Raw genomic sequence first — 21,476 nt, forward strand, 5'->3', positions numbered from 1 at the left:
TTTTAGATGCCATTCAGTAATAATAATTCCAGCGGTGGAACAAGCACAAAGTCAAAAGGTGGACAGGGGTTCTCTCACTATGGGGGAACCTCTTCTAGTTCTTCGAAGTCAACATCGAGCAGCACAAAGAAAAAAGAAGAACTACCCGTTGATCCATTCGATACGGGTAAGGTACAGAAATCCATTGATAATGCAGCATTAAGAATTAAAGATGCTGGTGGAGAAGTGGATCCAGATAAGCGCAATTGGTTTGAAAAGCTTACGAATTTACCACAAGGGCAGAATGGATTGTTTGATACCTTTGAAATCATTGGACGTCCTGGCAGTGCCTTGAATGCGTGGTTTAAAGGTAAGTTGGATAATAAGCCTGGAGCAGAGATTGAAAAGGATACTATCGAAGCTTTCAAAGGTAAAACGCCAAGGGTTACAGGTTCGGACCTAGCAAAAGAATATGCAGGTATTGATAATAAGTATGGCGCGGCTGCAGCGGGATTTGCTTGGGACGTTGCTTCGGATCCTACAAACCTTATTCCTGTTGGAGCAGTGGCGAAAGGCATCAGTAAAGGCGTAGGATTAGGTTCTAAAGTTTTGGATAAAGTTACAGACGTTATACCGGGTGTGAATACATTGAAAAACGAAGCTCTAAAACCCGCAGCTAATGCTCTAAAAGAAGGGTTAGGAAATATATTCAAGTATCAACACGGGTGGAATCGTACGTTATCAGGTGGAGAGGATGACGCACTTAAAACCCTGTATAACCAAACTGAAAATGACATTAAGTATATGTCAGAGAATTCGCTAAGAGACATTACACAGGCCGCTAAAGAGTCTGGTGGGGTTAAGATTGGTACTGATGTTGGACGAGTCAGGGAGAAGGATTTAAAACAGTTTGAAGATGTTAAAGGGTATGAGTTCCCTGATGGTGTGACGAGGACTGAAAACAAACAAGATTTGTTAGATGCCATACAAAAGAATCGCGAGTTGCTAGAAGGCACGGGTAAAAATATCGGCAAAGAAAGCCGTGAATATGCAAAGGCGATTACACAAACGTCTGAGGAATTGCAAAAGATTGATGGGAAAATTAGAAGGCAGTACTTTTCTAAAGAAAATGAAGCGTTAAGGGCACTAACAAAGAGGAAAAACAAGCCTGTAAACATTGATGAACTAGCGAAAACAAAAGCATTAAGCAGAGTTTCAGTAAGCCCCGCATTTAACTATTTACTTCAACGTAGAGATGAACTTAAAAACGGTCTTGATACATTAAGGACAGAAGCAAACACGTTTAAAACGCAAGGGAATCAACAGTTGAAAAGTATTGCTGATGAATCGGAAAAACTAAAAGAGTCCGCGAAGAATCCCGTCATGATACAGAAGGAGTTTCAACGTCCGGTCCGCGATATCCCTACAGATCCTAAGGTAACACAAGCGGCTGCAACATTATCAAAGAGTGATAACGAACTACGGGAATGGGCTGTGAGTAACAATATCCCACTTGGCGAGTTAGAAGGATACATGCCGCACGTTCTCAGCGCAGAAGAAAAAGCATTTAGAAAAACCAAAACAGGTCAGCAAGTAGACCGCGCTAGAAGTGGTATGAACAATCCAGACAAAGGCGTATTAAAAAGTCGTGAACTGTTAGGCAGCGTGGAAGATGTAAACGAACGAACAGGAAGAAAGTTTTTTGAAGATAATGCTTTTGTTGCTACTGCAATCAAACAGAAACAAACTATTGATTATGCGAATGCAGTTAAATTCAGAAAAGATGTATTGAGTAACAAGAACTTTGCTAAACCATTCAAAGAAGGCGATAAAATCCCTGATGGTGCAGTGAAGATCAACTTGAATAATTACACTTTCTTGAAACCTGGGGAAGATGCTGTTGAAACAATTGGCGGGGATTACGTTGTCACTAAAGGCGTGAAGGCGGCCTTAGATCGTTACCAGCATTTAACCACTGATGAAGGTATCAATGCATTCTTAAAAGCTTACGATACGGGCATGAGCTGGTGGAAGCGCGGCGCATTATTTTCAGTTGGGTACCATCTTCGAAATGACATTGGAGCAAAGTTTAACAACTACCTAGCAGGTATGGACCCTGTTGATATAGCGAAGTATTCAACATTGGCAATGAATGATGTGAAAAACGCTTTAACTAAGAACGTGGAAACAAAATTATATGATCAATTCCGCAGACATGGATTAAGTTCAACATCTCAATCTGCTATGGAATTTGCAAAGCATGGTGACGAACCTGAAAAGGCTATCACAAACGCTGTAAAGGACATGAGTAAAACCAATGGTAAAAAAGCACTTGGATTACTTAACCCGTTAAAAGGGTTCGACAACTCACAAAAACTAGGTAACTATGTGGATCAAAGCAATCGTTTCGCATTGTTTCGTTGGGCCATTGAGAAGAAAGGCATGACTCCAGAGAAGGCAGCTGACCTTGTAAGGGAAACGCAGTTTGATTATTCTCGCATCACTAAAACGGAGAAAGAAGTATTCACACGGTTAGCGCCTTTCTACAGATGGTCGAGAAATAACATTCCGTTTCAACTTAGAAAGTTCGCTGAGGATCCTGCAAGGTATTCCCGAGTGGATAAACTGCGCACAAACTTGCAAGATTCAATGGGACTAGAAGAGCAAGACACACCGGAGTACATGAAGCAAAACTTATTCATGCCTGTTACAAGCAACGGAGACGGAACGGGTAATATGTTGGGGGCCAACCTTCCGGTTGGTGACTTAACCAAACTTTCTAACCCGGGTAAGTTAGGCCTAGATTCGTTAACAACAGCATTAAAACTGCCTATCGAGCTTGTGAGTAACCGAAACCTATTCTTTAACAATGACCTGAAACGCTTTGATGGGCAAGAAAAAAAGTATCAAATCCCCGACGATGTATACGGAGCTTCAATACCTGGGGGTGGAACAGAGTTAGGTGGATTGCCTGTTAAACTGGCTTATGCGCTTGAACAGTTAGGCGGTCAACCAGCGCGTGCATTATCTAAGACTTTCGGTAAACCTACGCAACAAGATGCGGAAAACAGCTCATTGAAACCATCGTTAGGAATCAGCTCATTGGTTAAAAAGTACGACATCAAAGAAACTAATTTACGTGCAAAGCAAGCTGAACTCCGCAAGTTAATGGAGTATATGGACTATCTGGAACAAGAACAAGGGGAACGTGCCCGATCGGTTAACGACATCAAAAAAGGAAAGTAGCTAACGTCCATTATATTGTTGGTGGAATTCTACATTAGGGTTTCCATCTTTATCATAAGGATCTTCGCCTAAGTCGTACTTTATGGCTAGGTAAATCACAGTACAGAAAACAATAACGTAAACCGGAAATATCAAATATCCCCACTTGGAGGCTATCCATTTCTTCAAACTCGTCACCTCCACAACAGGAATAGTTAGATTATTCCATTCTAGCACGCAGAAGTAAAATTATTCCACATAGACATCCTTCGGGGTGTCTTTTTGTTTGGAGGTACGTCCATGATTGTTCCATTATCAACCGCAGTAGATGAGGAAGTTTACAAGGCAGTATCAGCAATCTGCGGTGAGGAAGTCGCGCTGCAGCTCTGCTATTCAGATCCAGAAGAGATACAAGAAATTAAAAATGTAATCAACATTATAACCAATGGGGTAAGGAGTGGAAGGAAATGAAATTCAACAAAAAGCTGATTATTCCAATACTAACTTTAATCGCAATGCTCGTTAAAACTGCATTTAAAATCGACATACCGGATGCCGCGGTGGATCTCTCAGCGGACATTATAGGTTACGTTATTGCGCTCGTAGGTATGTTTATTCATCCTAAAGTGACTGAAACAGGAGGACCAACTAATGACGATCAGAAACCTACAGTTACCATCGGAGATAATCGCTAAACTTGGTGTCCCTCAGATTGAGGACATCGTTGAGAAGCTGCCGATCAATCCTCAAAACTCATGGGCACGCTTAGCTGGTGTACGTAACGTTAATGATCTAACAACGATAGCGCTGCACCATGACGCTTACCCGAAGGCCAACACAACCAAGTATACAGACTTTCAGCTCGCTTCTAACATGGCAATAGATCACATTAACAACACCAAGTATGATGCAACTGGTGAGGGTGGTATTCCTTATCACATATGGATTCGTAACGGCCGCATATACCAGACGAATGACATTCTGGACCGTACATATGGGGTGTCTGGTCAAAACGGCTACACGGTCCATATATGCGTCTCAGGCGAGTACTATAAAACCGATGTATTAACGGATGCAGATAGCAAGGCGCTATGCGCGGCTATTCTCATGGTTAAAAGTGTGCTGCCGAACTTCCAGGCGATTAAAGCGCATAAGGAACTTAATCCCACTGATTGCCCGGGATATGACTACAAGAAAATTATTGCTGATGTACTGACGATTGAAAACCAATTAGAGTACGCGAAGAGTGAGGAACATGCAAAGGCTGTAGCGTTTCAGATCGCAAACCAAATTCTATATCTCGCAAATCTTCTCAACAGTGCAGATACATCAGATGGAAATCGTATATGGTCCCGTGAGATGCTTCTACAATTGCAACCATTCATGAAAGAACGTGGACTTTTATAAAACAAAAAGCCCCCCTCAACATCTGGGGGGCTAAATTAAAATAAAGTTGCTTGTATAGTGTCTTGATTAACCGTGTATCCCATCCATTTATATATTTTGGTTTCTCGTTGTTTGGAGTAGAATGGTTTCTTAGGATACCATTTTTCAATTAGTGTTGACCCTTTACTTGTGTTACACGTTTCACAGGCTGGAATGATGTTAGTGATTGTATTTGAACCGCCTCTTGATATTGGAACAACGTGTTCTTGGTGGATCTGTTTATCCGTACATCCGCAATATGCACACTCATTATTGAAATGATTTAATGACTTACTCCAATCTTTCGCAGTAAAATCATTAACCATTGAATTTCGTTTTAGTGATCTTCTTTTGTGCCCATACACTTTAACTTGTAACCTACTCAAGTTACTTTCTCGGAAATGTTTTTTACAAAGATCATGTTGATGGTACTCACTGTCACAATTTTCAATAGAACATTTACCATTGTTCTCATAATTCCTTGAGCTCTTTAAAACGTCGCCATGATCGGTTAATCTTTTGTAATGTTTAGCACAATAACCTCTACTTTTATATGCTCCACGACAACCTTCCACAGAACATTTCCCGTTATTATCAAAATTTCTTCCGCTAATTTCCGCTCCGCCTTTTAATGGATCTCCATGTGTCATGAAACGTTGGTAATGACCACTACAATAACCTTTCGCTACATGTTCCCTTTCGCAACCTCCAACAGAACAAATTTCATCGTAAACGAAAACAGCTATTGGAACATTTACAAGAGGATTGCCATGTTTACGGAAACGTCCATAGTGCGAATTGCAATAACCATGACCTTTATGTTTACCCTCGCAACCTTCGACTGAACAAATCTCTCCATGTTCCCGGCTGCTTACTCTTATAACTGTTAATGGATCTCCATATTTATTAAATCTTAGTAAATGCTTCTCACAATAACTTTTACCTTTGTGTTTACTACCGCACCCTTCAACGCTGCAAATCTTCAAACTCATACAGATCATCCACCTTACAGTCCAATAAAATTGCAAGCTTAAAAGTCTTTTCAACTGTGGTTAATACTTTCCCGTTAACCAATGCACTGAAATGTTGAGGGAGCATATCGAGTTTATCAGCTGCATTTTTATTAATGAATTTATTCCCAGTTCGTAGTTCGTACTCTGCAATTTTAAGCTTAATCCGCGACTTTAACACGATCAATTCCTCCACTACATTTGTTACCATGAGTATTCCACCTCCTTTATAATTTACCTGCCTGTACACTAAGTATAACATAAAAGTTACGAAAATTATATAAAAGTTATGATTTAATCGGAATAATGAACAAGCAATAGTCAATAGAATGGACTATTCGGCGGAACAAACTTACGGTGAATAAGGTTCGGAAGTGTGGAATTCGCATACTATAGCGGTTTCTTCGATTTTCGGAATATTCCCACCAAAGGTAACTATCATCAAATGATAATCTTAAAGGCGGTGGTGCGAATGATATTAGAAATCGTTGGCGTGACATGCATGAGCGGCCTCTTAACTTATACAAAGTTTGGCAATGGAACGAGCGAAGCAAGCAAGATTCAACGCATCGCCAACACCTGCGGTCTGACCGTGCAAGAGGGAGGTAAAACACACACGATACACTTACTTAGGCGTAAACGACACGATTGGGGAATGGAGTACGTTTATCGCGTTCCTTTGGGTTTATCATTTGAAGACTTCAAAAAGAAGCAGCAGTACATTGAGGATGGATTGAATCATAAGCGCGGTATCTTGGATCTAACCATTGATGACTTGAAGTCATTACGCATAAGATCGGATATCCTGGAGCAAATCAAGAAGTTGATGCACGGTAAGAAGCATAGGAAAGAGATTTTACTGAATTACGATGGCACGTTAAAAATCAGTATCTACAAAGAGCCATTAGCGGAGTCAGTGCCTTTCGATGAAAGCACACTAGACGGATGCGATGGCTGGAAGATATGTATGGGGGAATCAAGAGAAGGAGTCATACATCATGATTTTGATAAGATTCCCCATTTAGTTGTAGCTGGTACTACTCGGTACGGTAAGTCTGTTTTCTTGAAGAATGTAATCACAACTTTGATTCACACACAACCGGACTCTGTACGGATTACGCTAATTGACTTAAAAGGAGGCTTGGCATTTAATCGTTTCAAGGATGCGAAGCAGGTGGTTGAGGTAGCAAAAGACGTTAATGAAAGTCTGACGGAACTTAGAAAGATTCACACGGACATGGTAAAGCGTCAGAAATATTTTTTGGCAAAGGGTTATGAAGATATAAAAGAAGCACGAATGAAACAACGTGATTTTATTATTATCGATGAAGCAGCAGAATTGGCGAGTCAAGGTGAGCCGGACAACGCGGTTAAGAAACTAAAGGTTGAATGCGAGCACATTATAGCAGAGATTGCACGTATTGGTGGCGGCTTGGGATTTTTTTTAACGCTATGTACACAGTATCCGACTGCGGATACATTGCCGAGACAGGTGAAACAGAACTGCGATGCTAAACTTTGTTTCAAACTACAAACAGATACCGCGAGTCGCGTTGTATTGGATGAAGGCGGCGCGGAGGATTTACCCTTCATTAAAGGCCGCGGAATCTACCAAACAGACCGTAAACATATTGTGCAGACACCTTTTATACAAAATGACTTTATCGATAAAACAATTAAACCGCACATCATCATCAAAGCTAGAAAGGAAGTGCAAGATGCCGAGCAAACAACTAGAACGGACAGAGATGATTCTCTCGTCATTGAAGATGCTGGATTACCTAACAACGTCACAAATCGGAACGTTACACCATTTAGGAGGAGAACGTAACACACGGCGAGTCATTGAAAGTATGAGTGATTATCTGGGATGTTTCCGAGATGTTGAAAATGTGTTTTACCTCAACAAAGCAGGACGTGAATACATCGGATCAAATACGGTCAGACAAAAGATAGCCGAAGTTGACCATTACCTAATGAGGAACGATCTATATATTAAGCGCCGCCCAGAATCATTCAAGACAGAGCAGCGGATAAAAGTGGGTGAGCTTACAATCGTGTGTGATGCCATCATGCAATGCAATTCAACACGCTACCTGGTGGAGATCGACAACACGCAATCCATGACAAAGAACGTGCAGAAGATTGATAAGTATAAGAAGCTGAAAGACTTAGGAGTATTCCAAAAACAACACGGTTACTTTCCACGCATCTTTTGGGTGTGTACGTCCGAAGCTCGCAGAAAGAATTTGGTGGATGCTTGTGTAGGTTTAGACACGATTGTGCATGTTTGGGATGAAATTAAATAAGGACGTGATGACATGAAAAACACATTCACGATTGCGGAGTTTATGTCCGGTAAGCACAACGAGACTTTCATGGATCGGGTTAGAGATCGGATAACGAAGGAACGTATCGAGCGTTGGGTAAAGACCGCTACAGGGCTTACCGTGCCCGTTACAACCGGCTTACTGATGAGTGGTACTGTTTTCGCTGCACCTGCTGCCATACCTGCAGGAGCTACAATTGGAGCAGGAACGACCGCACTTATATTGAAGGCATTCGATCCGCTGATACAGTTAATCACTTCGTTGGCATACCCCATAGCCGGGGTGATGATAGCTGGTGGTTGTTTATTCATCATGATAGGTTCCAGAGATAAGGGAATGGATATGCTGCGGAATGCTGCAATTGGGTATATCCTAGTTCAGTTAAGTCCATTGCTTTTAAAGATTCTTGTTGGTATCGGTACTGGCGTATAAATAGGAGGTGATAACAATGATTGATGTAAAAAAACTTTTCCCAAATCTTTCTGAGGTATACACGGAAGAAGGAGTCGACGAAACATTTTTAATGGCTGCAATCATCGAGAGGTTATGCTTTGAAATGGGTCCGCAAGAAATCAAACATTTTTTGAAATTCATCGATGGTGGAAGATGGCACGATGCGTTTATTATGTTCCGTGAAGAAATGAAAAAGTAATGGAGGTTACAACATGGCTAAAGGACAACAAGTGGAGCAAACACAAGAACAGGATTTCTTAAGAACCGAAGCATTAAAAATCGGTTACAATAAAATGATTTCAGATTTGGATGAGATGCTTCAAACGCCTGGCATTACTGATTTGCAGAAGAACCTTTTGAACAGCCAGAAGAACGAAATTAAAAAGCGTCTTGGTGCGTAAAAACATTGCGCCTTAGTGTACTTTAGGAGACCCTATCGCCGACCTTTACGAGGATATAGCAGCAGAGGAGAAGGCGAGAGCGACTTATCAATGGTTAATTGATTTGACGGATGATGTGGATTTGCAGGATAGTTTGAAGTTTCTGCGGGAGAGGGAGATTGTGCATTCCTTGCGGTTTAGGGAGGCTGTCGAGATTTTGAAGGCGGATCGTGTGGAGAAGAAGATATATTAAGAGTGGGGATACTTGTACCACATTTCATAGAAAGAGGGCCGCCTCAAAGTAGTTATCGCTACTTTGGGGCGGCCTTCTACTGCGTTAGTCCGATTTCTCCGAACTAAACCGAGGATTACGTATAGGAAAGGACAAATAGTCCAAAATTACAGAACTATATACCCATTTTTCTTAAAGCAGGGTTCTTTGGGTTGATGTAGTTAGGAAATTTCAGACTAAATATGATTAAATGGTGCTGACAATGAGATCAATTCGACAATTTCGGGCTAATGAGTTGCTGAAGGAGTAATCCGTCCCGATCTTGTCGAGATAAAAAGAGGTCACTCCTCGTTGAATAACGACTGAGTGACCTCTTTTCATATTCCATTTATCTAAGTAGACAACCACAATTAAGCTTCTTTCATCGCCACGCCGTGCACCCAAACCTGCTCGAGCTCAAGCTCTGAGCTGATCAGCAACAAGTCGGCGTGCTTGCCTGCGGCAATCGAGCCGTGCGTCGCTTCGAGGCCGAGCAGCCTCGCTGGATTGCCGCTCGCATAGCGGCTCACGTCTGCGATGCTGACACCGACCTCGCGCACCATAAACCGGAGCGCATCGATCATCGTCAGCGTACTGCCGGCGAGCGCGCCGCCCTCCGTCAGCCGGGCAACGCCCGCCTGCACGGTCACGGCTTGGCCGCCTAGGTCGTACTGCCCGTCGCCGAGCCCGGCGGCGGACATGGCGTCCGTGATCAGCAGCAAGCCATGCGGCTGCTTCACCATCGTCAGCAGCTTAATCGCTGCTGGATGCACATGGATCCCATCGGCGATCACCTCGCCGCTGATGCGTGCGTCGGTGAGCACAGCACCGACGGTACCTGGCTCGCGATGATGCAGCGGCTTCATCGCGTTGAAGGTATGCACCGCATGCGAGAGCCCCACTGTCACCGCCGACTGGATGTCGGCGTAAGAGGCGTCCGTGTGGCCGCATGCGGCAACGATGCCATGATCGCGCAACCACGCGATCATTTCATGGCCTCCCTCGCGCTCGGGGGCCAACGTCAACTGCTTCATGAGCTGCGGGAACCGCTCATGCCAATCTTTCAACCAATCAAGCTGCGGCGTAACCATGAGCTTCGGATCTTGGGCGCCGGCCCACTTCGGCGAAATGAAAGGACCTTCCAAGTGCACGCCAAGCAGCTGAGCATAAGGCATGCCCTGCTCCATATAGCTGTGCACCTCAACGAGCACACGATCAATGGCTTCACGCGTAGCTGTCATCGTCGTAGCCAGCATGCCAGTTGTGCCATGCGAAGCATGAAATTTGGTGATCGTATCCAAAGTTTCCGAATTCGCATCCATGAAATCAGCGCCGTGACCGCCATGCACATGAACGTCAATGAAGCCAGGCAGCAACCATTTGCCGTCTGCTTCGATGCGAACCACACTTGGACTAGCTGTGTTCTGCCAACCAGATTGTTCACCCACGTAGGCCAATTTACCATCTAATACATGAACTAATCCATTTTCAATAATTCCTTGTTCCGTGACGACCTTGGCACCTGAGATGAGAAGCTCGCTCATTCGAACAGCCTCCCTGCCTCAGCATCAAGCAGAACAACTAGATGAGGATGAGTCTGGAGCAGTGTGGCAGGTACTTCAGTTGTAATCGGTCCCGTTAGAGCACGATGTACGATTTCGGCTTTATCCGCGCCGCGTACGATTAATAGAATCGTTTTGGCTTTCAGAATGGTACCAACGCCCATCGTCAAGGCGTGTGTAGGCACGTCATTAATGGAATCGAAGTATCGTGCATTGGCTTCACGTGTTTCTTCTTTTAATTCAACACGGTGTGTACCACTAATCAAGGAATCGTCAGGCTCATTAAAGCCGATATGACCATTATGGCCAAGGCCTAGAATTTGTAGATCAATTTGCTTCGCATCATCCAAAAGTTGATTGAATCGCTCACACTCTGCTTCCAAATCAGGTGCATTTCCATTCGGGATATGAGCGGCTTCCGCAGGAAGATCAATATGCGCAAATAAATGCTGCTGCATATAAGCATGATAGCTTTCAGAATGATCCTCAGGTAAGCCAACGTACTCATCCAGATTAAAAGTTGTCACTTGTTTAAAACTAACGCGGCCCTTCTCGTAGGCTTTCACGAGCTCTTCATAAATACCAACGGGTGTGCCGCCTGTGGCTAAGCCAAGAACAGCTTTGGGCTGCATTTGAACCAGCGAGGTTATAATACCTGCACCTGCTTCGTTAAGTTCTTGTTGATTCTGGAAAATATGAAGATTCATATTCATTATTCCTCGCTTTCATGGATGTAAGATGTAAGTGGTTAGAGAGATAAGTAAGTTCAATTACTATTTAGTAAGAGTTTATTTTATTTTGCGTGAAAATTTCATTTATGGATCAAATTATTCTCATTTCAATCATAACTGATATTTTTGAGATCGGCAATAACCATTTTCCATGATTGTACATTGACTTACATGGGTATGTTTGCCATTCTTAACATAGATCATTACATCTATTTTATACATATAAAGGAGTAAGAACATGACTACTCGGGGACAACTGCCAGAAGCGATGCTTTTTGATTTGGATGGGACGTTATTTCAGACGGAAACCTTACTATTACCAGCTTACCATGCGACCTTCGACGAGCTACGAGCCCAAGGAATATATGAAGGGGAGACACCGCCTGAAGAACGAATTCTCGGGGCGTTAGGCATGCTCCTTGAACAAATATGGATGCGTGTCATGCCAGAGTCGCCTGTTGCCGTACATCAGGAGGCCGATAAGCTATTGATCAAATACCAGGTGGAGGGACTTCAGGAGGGACGCGGGGTATTATATGAGGGTGTAGCTGAAACCTTACAGACCTTGCATGCCAAAGGTGTTCGTTTATTTGTAGCTAGCAATGGGTTAGAAGATTACGTCAAACAAGTTATCGCGGAGATGGGGATAGCGCATCTGTTCGAAGGCTTATTTAGTGCAGGAGAGTACCAAACGCGATCCAAAGTAGATTTAGTCCAAATTTTGCTCGAAAAACACGGTATTCAGTCCGCTTGGATGGTTGGAGATCGTTCGTCAGACGTAGAAGCGGGACTTCGCAATAATCTTACGGTTGTGGCATGCGACTATGCTGGCTTTCGAGAAGCTGGTGAACTAGAGGGTGCCCATATCCGAATTGGACGATTTGCTGAGCTGCTTGACTATATTTCCTAATTCTCGCAGGTCTGTCGCAAAGAGGGAGCCTTGGGCATACACTGTAGCACATTGAGAGATAAAGGTGCTGATCAGAATGCCTTCTTTTGTAGGGATATTCAATATTATAAGGAATGAAGGAAACCTGATTAACGGAGATACGTGTATCATTGCCCCGACGAGTGCCTCCAAATCATACACAGGTGCTGGCGGAGGAATCACGGGGGACTTCTCGATTTCTACGACCGTATTCAGTGCGACAATTACCTTAGACCCTGATGTGATTGATGCAGGGGCGAATAAGACAGCAACAGGGACCTAAGTGAGTCTAGTTGCTCATGAAAAAGACCGATTCATCCTCACCATGCGTGGTGTGACGAATCGGTCTTTTTCCACATGAGAGAGGTTAAGTTTTCGCTCATCCTCGAAGGACATCGATACAAGTTTTTCTCATTTTTGGAGAAGCCTATTGACACTGGCAAGCATGCTTATTTATTATTAACATATGAGTAATCATTCATATATTAATTTGTAGTTATAAGTATGTAGTGTGCAACTGGGGAGGGAATGCCATGCATCAACATGATTCGAAAAAGGAACACGCATGTGGACATGACCACGGAGAAGCTAAGCATCATGACCATGAGGGCGACGCTCACCATGAAGCTGAGTATCACGGTCAACACCAACATCATCATCATGACCACGGGCATCACCATCATGGGCACGGACATCACCAAGGCCATCATCATGGGCATTCAGGCAATAAGCAAGGGCTGCTGATCGCGCTAGGAATAACAGCGGGTATCATGGTGCTTGAATTGGTTGGTGGACTCTGGACGAACAGTTTGGCACTGCTATCGGATTCTGGTCACATGCTAAGCGATGCAGGTGCGCTAGCATTGAGCCTTCTAGCGCTATGGTTTACAGCGAAGCCTAGCTCAGCTCGTTTATCCTTTGGATTTCATCGTATTGAAATATTAGCAGCACTTTTTAATGCGGTGACCCTATTCGTCATTGCTGGACTCATTATATGGGAAGCGATTGAACGATTCCTCCATCCTACTGCTGTTGCTAGCGGGTCCATGATGATCATCGCGTGCATAGGACTAATCGCCAATTTATTAAGTGCTTGGTCGCTCATGCGTAAGGGCGATGTACATGGTAATCTGAATTTACGCAGTGCTTATCTGCATATCTTAGGTGATGCGTTAGGTTCTGTTGGCGCAATTATTGCCGGTGCTGTGATGCTGCTGTTTGGCTGGTACGCGGCAGATCCAATTATTAGCATCATTGTGTCTCTACTTATTTTAAGAGGCGCCTGGGGCGTCCTGAAATCAACCCTTCATATCTTGATGGAAGGAACACCAAGTTCTATTTCTATGGTCTCTGTTAAACAAGTCCTAGAAGGAATCGAAGGTGTCATTGATGTACATGACTTGCATGTGTGGACGATTACTTCGGGCATTGAAGCCATGAGTTGTCATTTGCTGATTAAGGATGATCAGGATAGCCAAACTATTCTGCAGCAAGGAATTAGCGTGATTGAGAAGCGGTTTGGCATTACACACGCGACCATACAAATTGAGAAGTCAACGATCAACCATCAAGCGCTTCCGGTATAAAATACGTGATGAAGACAGGAGGATTTCCTATGGATAAGGGAGTACTGGAAGCGAGGAAAGTAACCGAGGATGATTGCAGCTGTGAGCATACGGCTATAACACAAGCGGAACGAGAGAGTGAGCTGACCGATGAGCAAGCGACTGGTATTGCAGAGATTTTCAAAGCCCTAGGAGATCCTACACGCGTCAAAATCATCTACTTTCTACTGAATAAGGAGCTTTGTGTGCACGATCTGGGCATGCGAATTGGGATGGAGCAGTCTGCAGTATCCCATCAGCTTAGGTATTTGCGGGATCTTCATATTGTCAAACGACGAAAAGAAGGCAAGACCGTTTATTACTCGCTGGATGACGAGCACATTGAGCAAATTTTTGTACAAACGATGGGGCATCTAGGGCACGAATAAATCGAAGTAAACCCAAAAAACAAGCGTTCACCCAGCAAGGTGATTCGCTTGTTTTTTCGTGAACGATTAATCAGTTCTGTCATCCGTGCCTTTTTTCTGCCGTAGCATCCAAAGCGCATATTCTAGTGGCCTTATTACGGCCTTCTGGTAGGTGGCGTGCTGTCCAATCCTGCGAAATACTTCACGTGATGGCTTGGGATTTACTTCGAGGAGCCAGACATTGCCTTTGGGATCTACCGCGATATCCATCCCCAATTCACACAGCTTTCCGAATTTGACCTCCAAATAGTCGGCCAGCTTATAGGCGAAATCGTTCATCTCGTCTTTGATGCCAACAATTTTCTCTTGAGATGAGAAGCGGTATCCTAATAAGCGATCTTGCGTTACAGCCGTGCCGCCACCGTGAAGATTGGAAGTAATACTGCGATGAGGGCCGATTCTTCCTGCGCACCCCGTCACTTCCCATTCGCCTTGACCATTTTTCTGAATCAACAACCGATAGTCATGAACACGACCATCATTCAGTGTTAGATGGATCCCTTGCTGAACGACATAGTCAGGGCTCAGATTCAGCGTATGCAGTTTGATGGCCAGCTGTTTCTCATTCGCTCTGAAGGGAGCAATGATCGATCGGTATTGGTTTCTGCCTTGTAACAAATAGAGATCAGTGGAAATCTGTTCAATTCGAAGAATTCCTCTACCTCCAGTGCCATTTTTCGGTTTTACGTAGATGAGCTTATGTTTCTTCAGAAACCTCATCAACTCATGAATGGTGCTATAGCGAACGGTTGATGGCAGATAAGGGCGAATGGCATTGCTTTGAGAAAGGGTTTGATGCATCGCCCATTTATTGGCCAGCGGTTTACTCAAGTAGATGAGCTTGGCATGGCGGTTGCGAAAAGCTTGAAGCATATGATAATTCGCCGCGGCTCTATAGCGGCAGCGATCGTAGATAATGGGAGGTAATGTTGTGTACTTCCGAAGCCATCTTCCTCGACTGGTATCAAATGTGAGAGTTCGCACGGCATTTCCCTGTACATCCGCCGGAGTAAACACCTCGACTTGAACGCCTAGCCGTTGGCCTTCCTTGCTAAGCCGCTTGAAATAGGCCAGTTCCTCAAGTCGTGAGTTGTTTAAATAAATAGCGAGTACGCCTAGTCGTTCTTGAGCCAAGCATAATCACCTTCTTCTCCGATTATTGATCAAATGCAGACTGTATTGAATAATCCGTTCAAGCGATTTCTGGCGGATTCGAGGTTCATCGAATTTCATTGGTTTCGAATTCGCTTCAAAAAACCAAATATGTCCAGACGTATCAACACCGATATCCATGGACATTTCACCAAGTGGATTGCCTGATGATTTCTCTATTTGTGTAGCCAGTGTAATCGCCGCTTGTCGAACCCGTTTTAGAATATTTTTGGCTTCTTTGGGCCCGAAAACATAAGCAAGCAGCTTCCTTGGTTCGTCAATGGAACCTCCGCGCGGAACGTGTGTGGTTATGCTGGCTTTGCCTGCTACGCGGGCGCCAATCCCAGAGACACTCCATTCACCTCTTGCTGTTTTCTGGACTAATGCACGCAGATCGTAAGCACGTTCTTTGAATCTGGTTAGCGCTATCCCTTGTTGGACGATATAATCTTGGCCACCGCTATGACGCTCCCAATCATGCCAGATATCCTCCGAACCGTTATGATAACTATAAACCATCTTCTTGTCTTCAAGGCGGCTAAGACGATATTGTCCATTGCTTCCCTTAGTGCTAACACGATCTATACGCATAATGCCCATACCAGCTTTACCTTTAACAGGTTTCAAATAGAGTACTGGGTGCTTTTGTAATAATTGGGAGAGATCAGATACTTCTTTCATTTGCAGGGTATCCGGCATGAACTGCTTACTTTCTTTAGCGCTATTTAACCAACTGAATAATGTCCATTTATTGAAAAAGGAAGGATTGAATAAATGAATGCTGGTGCTGCGTTTACAAGCCTGAATCGTTTGCTGGACCTCAGGTCTCATTTCCATTTTTCGATAAGGGATACGGTTGTAAACAACTTGAGGAGAGGGAACGAGTTCCCTGCTCCATTTATTAGCACTTGGGCGAAAGCGATATCCGTACATTTCAGAGTTCGAAATACTGAAGTCCTTGGTAGTCACGACATAAACGTCGAGACCATATCGTTCGCCTGTTTTAATCAGGTCAAGAAAGTTATCTAAATTCCCTCGAAATACGCGGGAACTGTCTTTTACGGTAAGGATAGCTAATGTTGGTTTAGGAGCTCTCTCATGAAGGGTAAAACCCATTAGTTTTCCCTCCTTGAGCGGAAACGGCTCAAATAAAGACAATGCTCATACACACTTTGAAGGGTGGCCGTATCTCCTTCTTTTAGCGAAGGATGCTTGAAAATAGATCGACCAGGTTTTGCATTAGCTTCAAACATCCACACTTTTTCGTTTTGATCAATTCCGATATCGAAGCCTAACTCTCCGAGCAAATGATTGTAATTATTTTCAATGCCTTGAGCGAGTTTAATCGCTGTTTCCTTGGCATTATCAAGAATTTGTTCCCCGCGTGCCCCATAAACTAGACGAAGAACCTGCTCAGGTGTCATGAGCTGCCCACCGTTTCGGATATGCGTTGTGACACTGCCTTTTCCTGATTTCTTAGCCCCGATCGCTGCAACAACCCATTGGTTACTGCCGTTTTTCGTTAAGTGGAAGCGGAAGTCAATCGGACAGTTATCAATTTCGATGAGTCGAATACCTTGTTGGGCGACATAGCTGGCTAAACGGCCGCGTCCTGTTCCCAGCATTTGCATTAAACCTTCGAATTTGGCATAACGAATCAGGACGTTTTTATTCCCTTTCCGGAAGCGGACGAAATAACCGCGCTTCGGATTATAGGTAACACGATAAATGCCGATGCCAAGGCTGCCAGCTGTTGGTTTTAAGTAAATAAATTTATGTTTATCCAGCATTTCTTTGATTTGTTCGGCAGTGGGATTTATTCGGGATTCGGGTACGAAGCGAAAGGCATCGTCACCATCTAACATTTTGTAAACATCCCATTTATCAAAGAAGCTCCAGTTAAAGATCGGAATGCCTTTTTGTACGAAGCGATTTTTAAATCCCTCCATCCCCGCTGATTTCTCAGCTTTACGGCTAGAGAGCCGATTGTAAATGACATCCGGAAGCGGGAAGGTTTTACGCATCCAACCGCCGCCTTCTTTGGGAATAATGCCCGATACGGTCTCTTGAATCCAATTCACACTCTTAGGGCTGAAAGCGAAGCTGAAAGAACGTTGTGAGCCCGTGTTGATGACTTGACGTATGAAGCCTGTTTTGGAACCGAATGGCGATGTACCGTTTTCCACATTGGTTAAAACGCCAATAAGTGGACCGATGCGAAGCTCTTTATTGTTGGTATTAACGACTAACACATTCCCAGTGCGAGGAATACGCAAGGAGGCCATTAGGGAAAGCGGGATGTACATATGCTGACCACTTTTTTTGATCAAACGGACCGGTAACGAAGTCCCTTTACTCCCAACCTTTACAGTAATGGATTTAGTTCCGGTTAACCGTAAAGCTTTGGCGAGATCACTCGTTAAGTAGACCGATCTATCTGTTCGTTGTACGGCGTGGAGCATACACGATGTCAAACTCATTAGGTTACCCTCCTAAACTTGTTGCCCTACGGGGCTTTCCGTGTCAAACCAAGCAGATATGACGTTCTGCCCCCATGAGCACGTTCAAACAAAGCTTAGCTAACTTCAGCTCAGCTGTTTGTTCAACAAAAATCCAGCATAGTGGATTGGATTTGCAATTGATTTCGAACGAGCTCGCTCATTATGCAATCGGGCGAAAATCGTTCGACCCGGCTTTGAATTCACTTCAAGAATCCACACGCGTCCGCTGGTATCAATACCGAAATCAATGCCTAACTCGGCTAATCGACCATGATTGGACTCGAGTACAGACGGGATATGATTAGAAAGCGTGGTTATGGTGTCTATTAGTTGTTCGGACTTCATCACCCCGAATTCGCGAGTTAGATACGCACTCACATCTTCGGCAGTACCTCCGCCATGCAGATTGGAAGTGATACTTCCAGGCTTTCCAACGCGAACGGCCATGCCCGTATGTTCCCAATTTCCCCGACCATTTTTCTGAACTAGCGATCGTACGTCATAGGACATTCCGTTCATGGAGTGGAGTTGTAAATATTGTTGCAGGAGATAAGGACGTGAGCCTATTTGATGCTTCAGCCATTGCCAGCAAGCTGACCATTCTTGAAACTCTTCTGAGACGGGATGATTACGTCCATCTCGTCCTTGCAGCCCAAATCGGGAACCCTCTTTGTGAATGTGAATCGCACCCTTACCTTGACTCCCGCCTTGAGGTTTTAAGAATGCATCTGAATGGCTCTGTAACCAACTTTCAAGTTGATGTCCGCTTCGGAGTCTACTGGTCTCTGGCAAGTAGGGCAGTAAGGCAGGATCTTTCTGCAGAATCAGCCCCACTTCCCACTTTCCGCCAAGACCGTAGCCAAGGAATCGAATCGTAGGGATCTCACGCAGCTTGCGTACATGATATTGATAAGTGAGATAACTATGTTTATTACTGAAGAAGCAGCGATCATAGATGAGAGAGGGAAGGGGGAACAGCTTAGTCATCCATGCTGATTGTATCCGATCGTACATATAACCTCTTACCATCCCTTGCATCCAATCGATGCGATTTGGCGAGAAAACAAACACATCGATCCCTTTGCTAGCACCATGTGCCGACAGATTCTGATAAAAACTCGAGCTTGCAAAGGGCAGTTCTCGGTTTAGTTCGGTAACCATGATGCCTAACAAAGGTCGTTGTGTTCGCAATCGCATAGTTCACCTCAATGCTTCGCTAGAAAACGAGCGTATTTAACTAAAGTTCTTACAGATGGTCTGATTTTATTTTTCGTGTTGTCGGTGTTGAGAGCTGTATTATCATCCTTAGAGGGTTTGGAGTTCACTTCGAGCAGCCATACTCTACCTGATCGATCAACAGCGAGATCAATTCCTAATTCACCGAAATGACTGGGGATTTGGGTTTCGATCCCTTTGGCAATGTCCAAAGAGGCTTTGCGTAAACGACGAATAATCGAAGCGCGTGCTGCAGTCGTGGAGAAAGAGGCTTTGGCGAGCGCAGCCGGTACAGTGGATAAGGATCCACCTCGTGCCAGGTTAGAAACAAAGTGCTGAGCACCTGCAATCCGACCTACAATCGAAGTGATTTCCCATTCTCCTTTTTCTCCCCGCTGCACAAGTGCTCGGAAGTCAATCGGATTCCCCTCGGATGAAATGAGATCAAGTCCTTGCTGTATTTGATAGCGCTGTGTCTTAAGCTTTCCGGAAACGGACTGAAAAACGGCTAGCAGAGAAGGGAACGTTTGTCGGCGGACGCCTGCAAGGCTAGTTGAATGAGCCGTATACGCTTCGCCAAGGCCTTCTCTGCGAATACGAATAATGCCATTTCCAAGACTTCCCGTAATGGGTTTGAGGAATAGAACACTATGGCGAGCAGCCATAGATTTCAGCATTTGAAAGTTTTTGAAAAGATAAGACTCAGGCAAGTAGCTATGCAACGAGCTATCTTTCCGTAAAGCCTCGAAAACCTCTGTTTTGTTGAGATATTTCTCATTAAAGATTTCCGTGCCATAACGGGACTTAACGTCCTTCATGAACTGTTGAACATTGGGCATATTCTCGTACTTGCGTGAGGTGAGACGATTGTAAATGACATTCGGAATCGGGAACGTTCTTTTACTCCAAGAACCATTGGCATAAGAATAAGCAGAAAGTGACTGTGGGTTGGCGCGCATTTCTTTGGGTGGGAAGAAACACACGCTAGCCCCCATCTGATCACACGCATCGGTCAGTTCTTTACAAAAAGTGGTGATAGCACCAAAAGGGCGGCTCGTGGAACTCGCGTTAACGCGGCTAATCATGACACCAATTAAGGGTCCAATCGACATTGTATTCGAAGTTGGCTTATAGTTGATGGTAAGCCGAGCCCCTTGATGAAGACCTATCTTAGATGCAAGCGCAGGGTCGACACGAAGGCTATTCGGTACAGCAGCTGTGACCACTTTAACTTCCTGCTGAGAGGAGCCGAATCGCATGTTAATCATTTGATTGGACGGAACTTTCCATTTTCTTGCAATGGCTTCACTTAGAACAACGGTCCGATCATCCAAAAAGATGCTGGTGCTTTGAATGGTTACGCCAACTTTCGATCTGGTCAATAGTGAACACTCCTTCCAGCATGAGAAAATCCCTATCGAGGCCATTCAAGGATGATCGACCGCTATTCTCCCCTACAAAGTGACGAGAATCTTCGAAGCAAAGTCAGTCCGCACCGAGTGAGAGTTCAGTCGGCTTCTACACTTTCCGTTTACACGGTTAGTCATCATTGGCTTTCTTCGAAATGCGTTTCTACATTATTTTGTGGGGGCCCCGGGAAAGGAGAGACTTTGGTTTCCGACCAAAGATCCCTATATCTGGTAGATTTTATCTCCAACAAGAAAGTTGTTTCGTAAACCGAAAGCGAATACTTTCTTATCTGGTCATGGCGGTATTGCTGTTTATGCAAAGTAAACTACTCCATCATATGAGGACATATTTCCCTTTGTGCCTAGGCTTCGGGAGGAAAGCGCCCATTCTTCAAACATAACTTCAGGGAGTATTCAGCTAATTTTTAGGGTTTACTCAGGATTTTAGGTACTTAACCGCGTATAATGAGCTTAGATTCTTATTCATAGAGATGGGATGGGATGGGTATGAAAGCATCCTCAAAATGGACCAAATGGCAGATCGGACTCGTTAGTGCGATGATTGTTGTCTATTTGTTTCAGGAAGTTAAAGAGAGCCCTGAATTTCTTGCAGCTGTTCAAAAAGCATCGAATTCTATGCTGAATACGACAACCGTGGTTGCACAGAAAAAGCTGGATGTGCCGCCTTCAGAATCATTCAATCGCAATTCAGGTAATAGGACGAAGCGCAGTGCAAGTAGTAGTCGAGAACAGCTTAATCAGTCAGATAGCTCTTCCGCGCAATCACTTCCACAATCGCAAACGCAAAACAATACGCAGACCCACACAAGAAGTCACGCATCCTAGCTTCGAGTTGGGCTGGAGGGGATGGCT

24 protein-coding genes and 1 pseudogene are annotated in these 21,476 nt (G+C 44.2%); 15 read left to right on the forward strand and 10 right to left on the reverse strand.

Annotated elements, in window-relative coordinates:
* Positions 1 to 6: 6 nt before the first annotated feature.
* Complete coding sequence (locus ACSQ8O_RS10625) at positions 7 to 3,225, forward strand: hypothetical protein (protein ID WP_436241536.1); 3,219 nt, start codon at positions 7 to 9, stop codon at positions 3,223 to 3,225.
* Here ACSQ8O_RS10625 and ACSQ8O_RS10630 read toward each other — a convergent pair whose 3' ends face one another.
* On the reverse strand, positions 3,226 to 3,393 hold the full coding sequence (locus ACSQ8O_RS10630; RefSeq protein ID WP_436241537.1) for a hypothetical protein: 168 nt from the start codon (positions 3,391 to 3,393) through the stop codon (positions 3,226 to 3,228).
* Between the two features lie 111 nt (positions 3,394 to 3,504).
* Between ACSQ8O_RS10630 and ACSQ8O_RS10635 the strand changes: the two genes are divergently transcribed.
* From ACSQ8O_RS10635 to ACSQ8O_RS10645, 3 genes are read left to right on the forward strand one after another with little or no spacing between them, the layout of a single operon-like run.
* On the forward strand, positions 3,505 to 3,675 hold the full coding sequence (locus ACSQ8O_RS10635; protein ID WP_436241538.1) for a hypothetical protein: 171 nt from the start codon (positions 3,505 to 3,507) through the stop codon (positions 3,673 to 3,675).
* Positions 3,672 to 3,899, forward strand: coding sequence for a hypothetical protein (locus tag ACSQ8O_RS10640; protein WP_436241539.1), 228 nt, complete (start codon positions 3,672 to 3,674; stop codon positions 3,897 to 3,899). Before ACSQ8O_RS10635 ends, ACSQ8O_RS10640 begins: the two co-directional genes overlap by 4 nt.
* Positions 3,856 to 4,611, forward strand: a complete 756-nt coding sequence (locus ACSQ8O_RS10645) for a peptidoglycan recognition protein family protein (RefSeq protein ID WP_436241540.1) — start codon at positions 3,856 to 3,858, stop codon at positions 4,609 to 4,611. Before ACSQ8O_RS10640 ends, ACSQ8O_RS10645 begins: the two co-directional genes overlap by 44 nt.
* A 35-nt stretch (positions 4,612 to 4,646) precedes the next feature.
* Here ACSQ8O_RS10645 and ACSQ8O_RS10650 read toward each other — a convergent pair whose 3' ends face one another.
* Together ACSQ8O_RS10650 and ACSQ8O_RS10655 are read right to left on the reverse strand one after the other, a co-directional pair.
* Entirely contained in the window at positions 4,647 to 5,621 is a 975-nt protein-coding gene (locus ACSQ8O_RS10650; protein ID WP_436241541.1) for an HNH endonuclease, read from the reverse strand.
* On the reverse strand, positions 5,596 to 5,850 hold the full coding sequence (locus tag ACSQ8O_RS10655) for an XRE family transcriptional regulator (RefSeq protein ID WP_436241542.1): 255 nt from the start codon (positions 5,848 to 5,850) through the stop codon (positions 5,596 to 5,598). The genes ACSQ8O_RS10650 and ACSQ8O_RS10655 overlap by 26 nt, the downstream gene beginning before the upstream one ends.
* A 261-nt stretch (positions 5,851 to 6,111) precedes the next feature.
* On the opposite strand from ACSQ8O_RS10655, the gene ACSQ8O_RS10660 reads away from it, so the two are divergent.
* From ACSQ8O_RS10660 to ACSQ8O_RS10685, 6 genes and pseudogenes are all read left to right on the forward strand, one after another.
* On the forward strand, positions 6,112 to 7,470 hold the full coding sequence (locus tag ACSQ8O_RS10660) for an FtsK/SpoIIIE domain-containing protein (protein WP_436241543.1): 1,359 nt from the start codon (positions 6,112 to 6,114) through the stop codon (positions 7,468 to 7,470).
* On the forward strand, positions 7,409 to 7,948 hold the full coding sequence (locus tag ACSQ8O_RS10665; RefSeq protein WP_436241544.1) for a replication-relaxation family protein: 540 nt from the start codon (positions 7,409 to 7,411) through the stop codon (positions 7,946 to 7,948). The genes ACSQ8O_RS10660 and ACSQ8O_RS10665 overlap by 62 nt, the downstream gene beginning before the upstream one ends.
* Positions 7,949 to 7,960: 12 nt before the next feature.
* Entirely contained in the window at positions 7,961 to 8,401 is a 441-nt protein-coding gene (locus ACSQ8O_RS10670; RefSeq protein ID WP_436241545.1) for a hypothetical protein, read from the forward strand.
* Positions 8,402 to 8,417: 16 nt separating this feature from the next.
* Positions 8,418 to 8,621 (forward strand): hypothetical protein, encoded by a 204-nt coding sequence (locus tag ACSQ8O_RS10675; protein WP_436241546.1) that lies wholly within the window; start codon positions 8,418 to 8,420, stop codon positions 8,619 to 8,621.
* A 13-nt stretch (positions 8,622 to 8,634) separates the two neighbouring features.
* Positions 8,635 to 8,823 (forward strand): hypothetical protein, encoded by a 189-nt coding sequence (locus tag ACSQ8O_RS10680; RefSeq protein WP_436241547.1) that lies wholly within the window; start codon positions 8,635 to 8,637, stop codon positions 8,821 to 8,823.
* 25 nt (positions 8,824 to 8,848) lie between these two features.
* Positions 8,849 to 9,055, forward strand: a pseudogene (locus ACSQ8O_RS10685) (manganese catalase family protein); the annotation flags it as partial.
* A gap of 389 nt (positions 9,056 to 9,444) precedes the next feature.
* Here ACSQ8O_RS10685 and nagA read toward each other — a convergent pair.
* Both nagA and nagB read right to left on the reverse strand, forming a co-directional pair.
* Positions 9,445 to 10,617 carry an N-acetylglucosamine-6-phosphate deacetylase gene (nagA, locus tag ACSQ8O_RS10690; protein ID WP_436241548.1) on the reverse strand — a complete coding sequence of 391 codons (1,173 nt, stop codon included), beginning with the start codon at positions 10,615 to 10,617 and terminating at the stop codon, positions 9,445 to 9,447.
* Positions 10,614 to 11,342, reverse strand: coding sequence for a glucosamine-6-phosphate deaminase (nagB, locus tag ACSQ8O_RS10695; RefSeq protein WP_171637939.1), 729 nt, complete (start codon positions 11,340 to 11,342; stop codon positions 10,614 to 10,616). Before nagB ends, nagA begins: the two co-directional genes overlap by 4 nt.
* Positions 11,343 to 11,604: 262 nt before the next feature.
* Between nagB and ACSQ8O_RS10700 the strand changes: the two genes are divergently transcribed.
* The 4 genes from ACSQ8O_RS10700 to ACSQ8O_RS10715 all read left to right on the forward strand — a co-directional run bounded on the left by ACSQ8O_RS10700 (position 11,605) and on the right by ACSQ8O_RS10715 (position 14,287).
* Positions 11,605 to 12,276 (forward strand): HAD family hydrolase, encoded by a 672-nt coding sequence (locus ACSQ8O_RS10700; protein ID WP_436241549.1) that lies wholly within the window; start codon positions 11,605 to 11,607, stop codon positions 12,274 to 12,276.
* 76 nt (positions 12,277 to 12,352) lie between these two features.
* On the forward strand, positions 12,353 to 12,577 hold the full coding sequence (locus tag ACSQ8O_RS10705) for a spore germination protein (RefSeq protein ID WP_056624122.1): 225 nt from the start codon (positions 12,353 to 12,355) through the stop codon (positions 12,575 to 12,577).
* Positions 12,578 to 12,827: 250 nt separating this feature from the next.
* Positions 12,828 to 13,880 carry a cation diffusion facilitator family transporter gene (locus ACSQ8O_RS10710; RefSeq protein WP_436241550.1) on the forward strand — a complete coding sequence of 351 codons (1,053 nt, stop codon included), beginning with the start codon at positions 12,828 to 12,830 and terminating at the stop codon, positions 13,878 to 13,880.
* Positions 13,881 to 13,909: 29 nt separating this feature from the next.
* On the forward strand, positions 13,910 to 14,287 hold the full coding sequence (locus ACSQ8O_RS10715) for an ArsR/SmtB family transcription factor (RefSeq protein WP_056624115.1): 378 nt from the start codon (positions 13,910 to 13,912) through the stop codon (positions 14,285 to 14,287).
* Between the two features lie 66 nt (positions 14,288 to 14,353).
* Here the strand turns inward: ACSQ8O_RS10715 and ACSQ8O_RS10720 are convergent, their stop codons facing one another.
* The 5 genes from ACSQ8O_RS10720 to ACSQ8O_RS10740 form a co-directional block, all read right to left on the reverse strand.
* Complete coding sequence (locus ACSQ8O_RS10720; protein ID WP_436241551.1) at positions 14,354 to 15,460, reverse strand: YheC/YheD family protein; 1,107 nt, start codon at positions 15,458 to 15,460, stop codon at positions 14,354 to 14,356.
* A 6-nt stretch (positions 15,461 to 15,466) separates the two neighbouring features.
* Positions 15,467 to 16,594, reverse strand: coding sequence for a YheC/YheD family protein (locus ACSQ8O_RS10725; protein WP_436241552.1), 1,128 nt, complete (start codon positions 16,592 to 16,594; stop codon positions 15,467 to 15,469).
* Positions 16,594 to 17,958: a YheC/YheD family protein gene (locus ACSQ8O_RS10730; protein ID WP_436241553.1), complete on the reverse strand. Its 1,365-nt coding sequence runs from the start codon at positions 17,956 to 17,958 to the stop codon at positions 16,594 to 16,596. The genes ACSQ8O_RS10725 and ACSQ8O_RS10730 overlap by 1 nt, the downstream gene beginning before the upstream one ends.
* Before the next feature lie 105 nt (positions 17,959 to 18,063).
* Positions 18,064 to 19,170 carry a YheC/YheD family endospore coat-associated protein gene (locus tag ACSQ8O_RS10735; RefSeq protein WP_236286083.1) on the reverse strand — a complete coding sequence of 369 codons (1,107 nt, stop codon included), beginning with the start codon at positions 19,168 to 19,170 and terminating at the stop codon, positions 18,064 to 18,066.
* Between the two features lie 14 nt (positions 19,171 to 19,184).
* A complete protein-coding gene (locus tag ACSQ8O_RS10740) occupies positions 19,185 to 20,576 on the reverse strand; it encodes a YheC/YheD family endospore coat-associated protein (RefSeq protein WP_056624098.1) in 1,392 nt (463 codons plus the stop codon).
* Between the two features lie 534 nt (positions 20,577 to 21,110).
* Here ACSQ8O_RS10740 and ACSQ8O_RS10745 point away from each other — a divergent pair.
* A complete protein-coding gene (locus tag ACSQ8O_RS10745) occupies positions 21,111 to 21,449 on the forward strand; it encodes a hypothetical protein (protein WP_436241554.1) in 339 nt (112 codons plus the stop codon).
* Positions 21,450 to 21,476: the final 27 nt, after the last annotated feature.

Source organism: Paenibacillus sp. LjRoot56 (assembly GCF_964253335.1).
Taxonomy (GTDB): Bacteria; Bacillota; Bacilli; order Paenibacillales; family NBRC-103111; genus Paenibacillus_E; species Paenibacillus_E allorhizoplanae.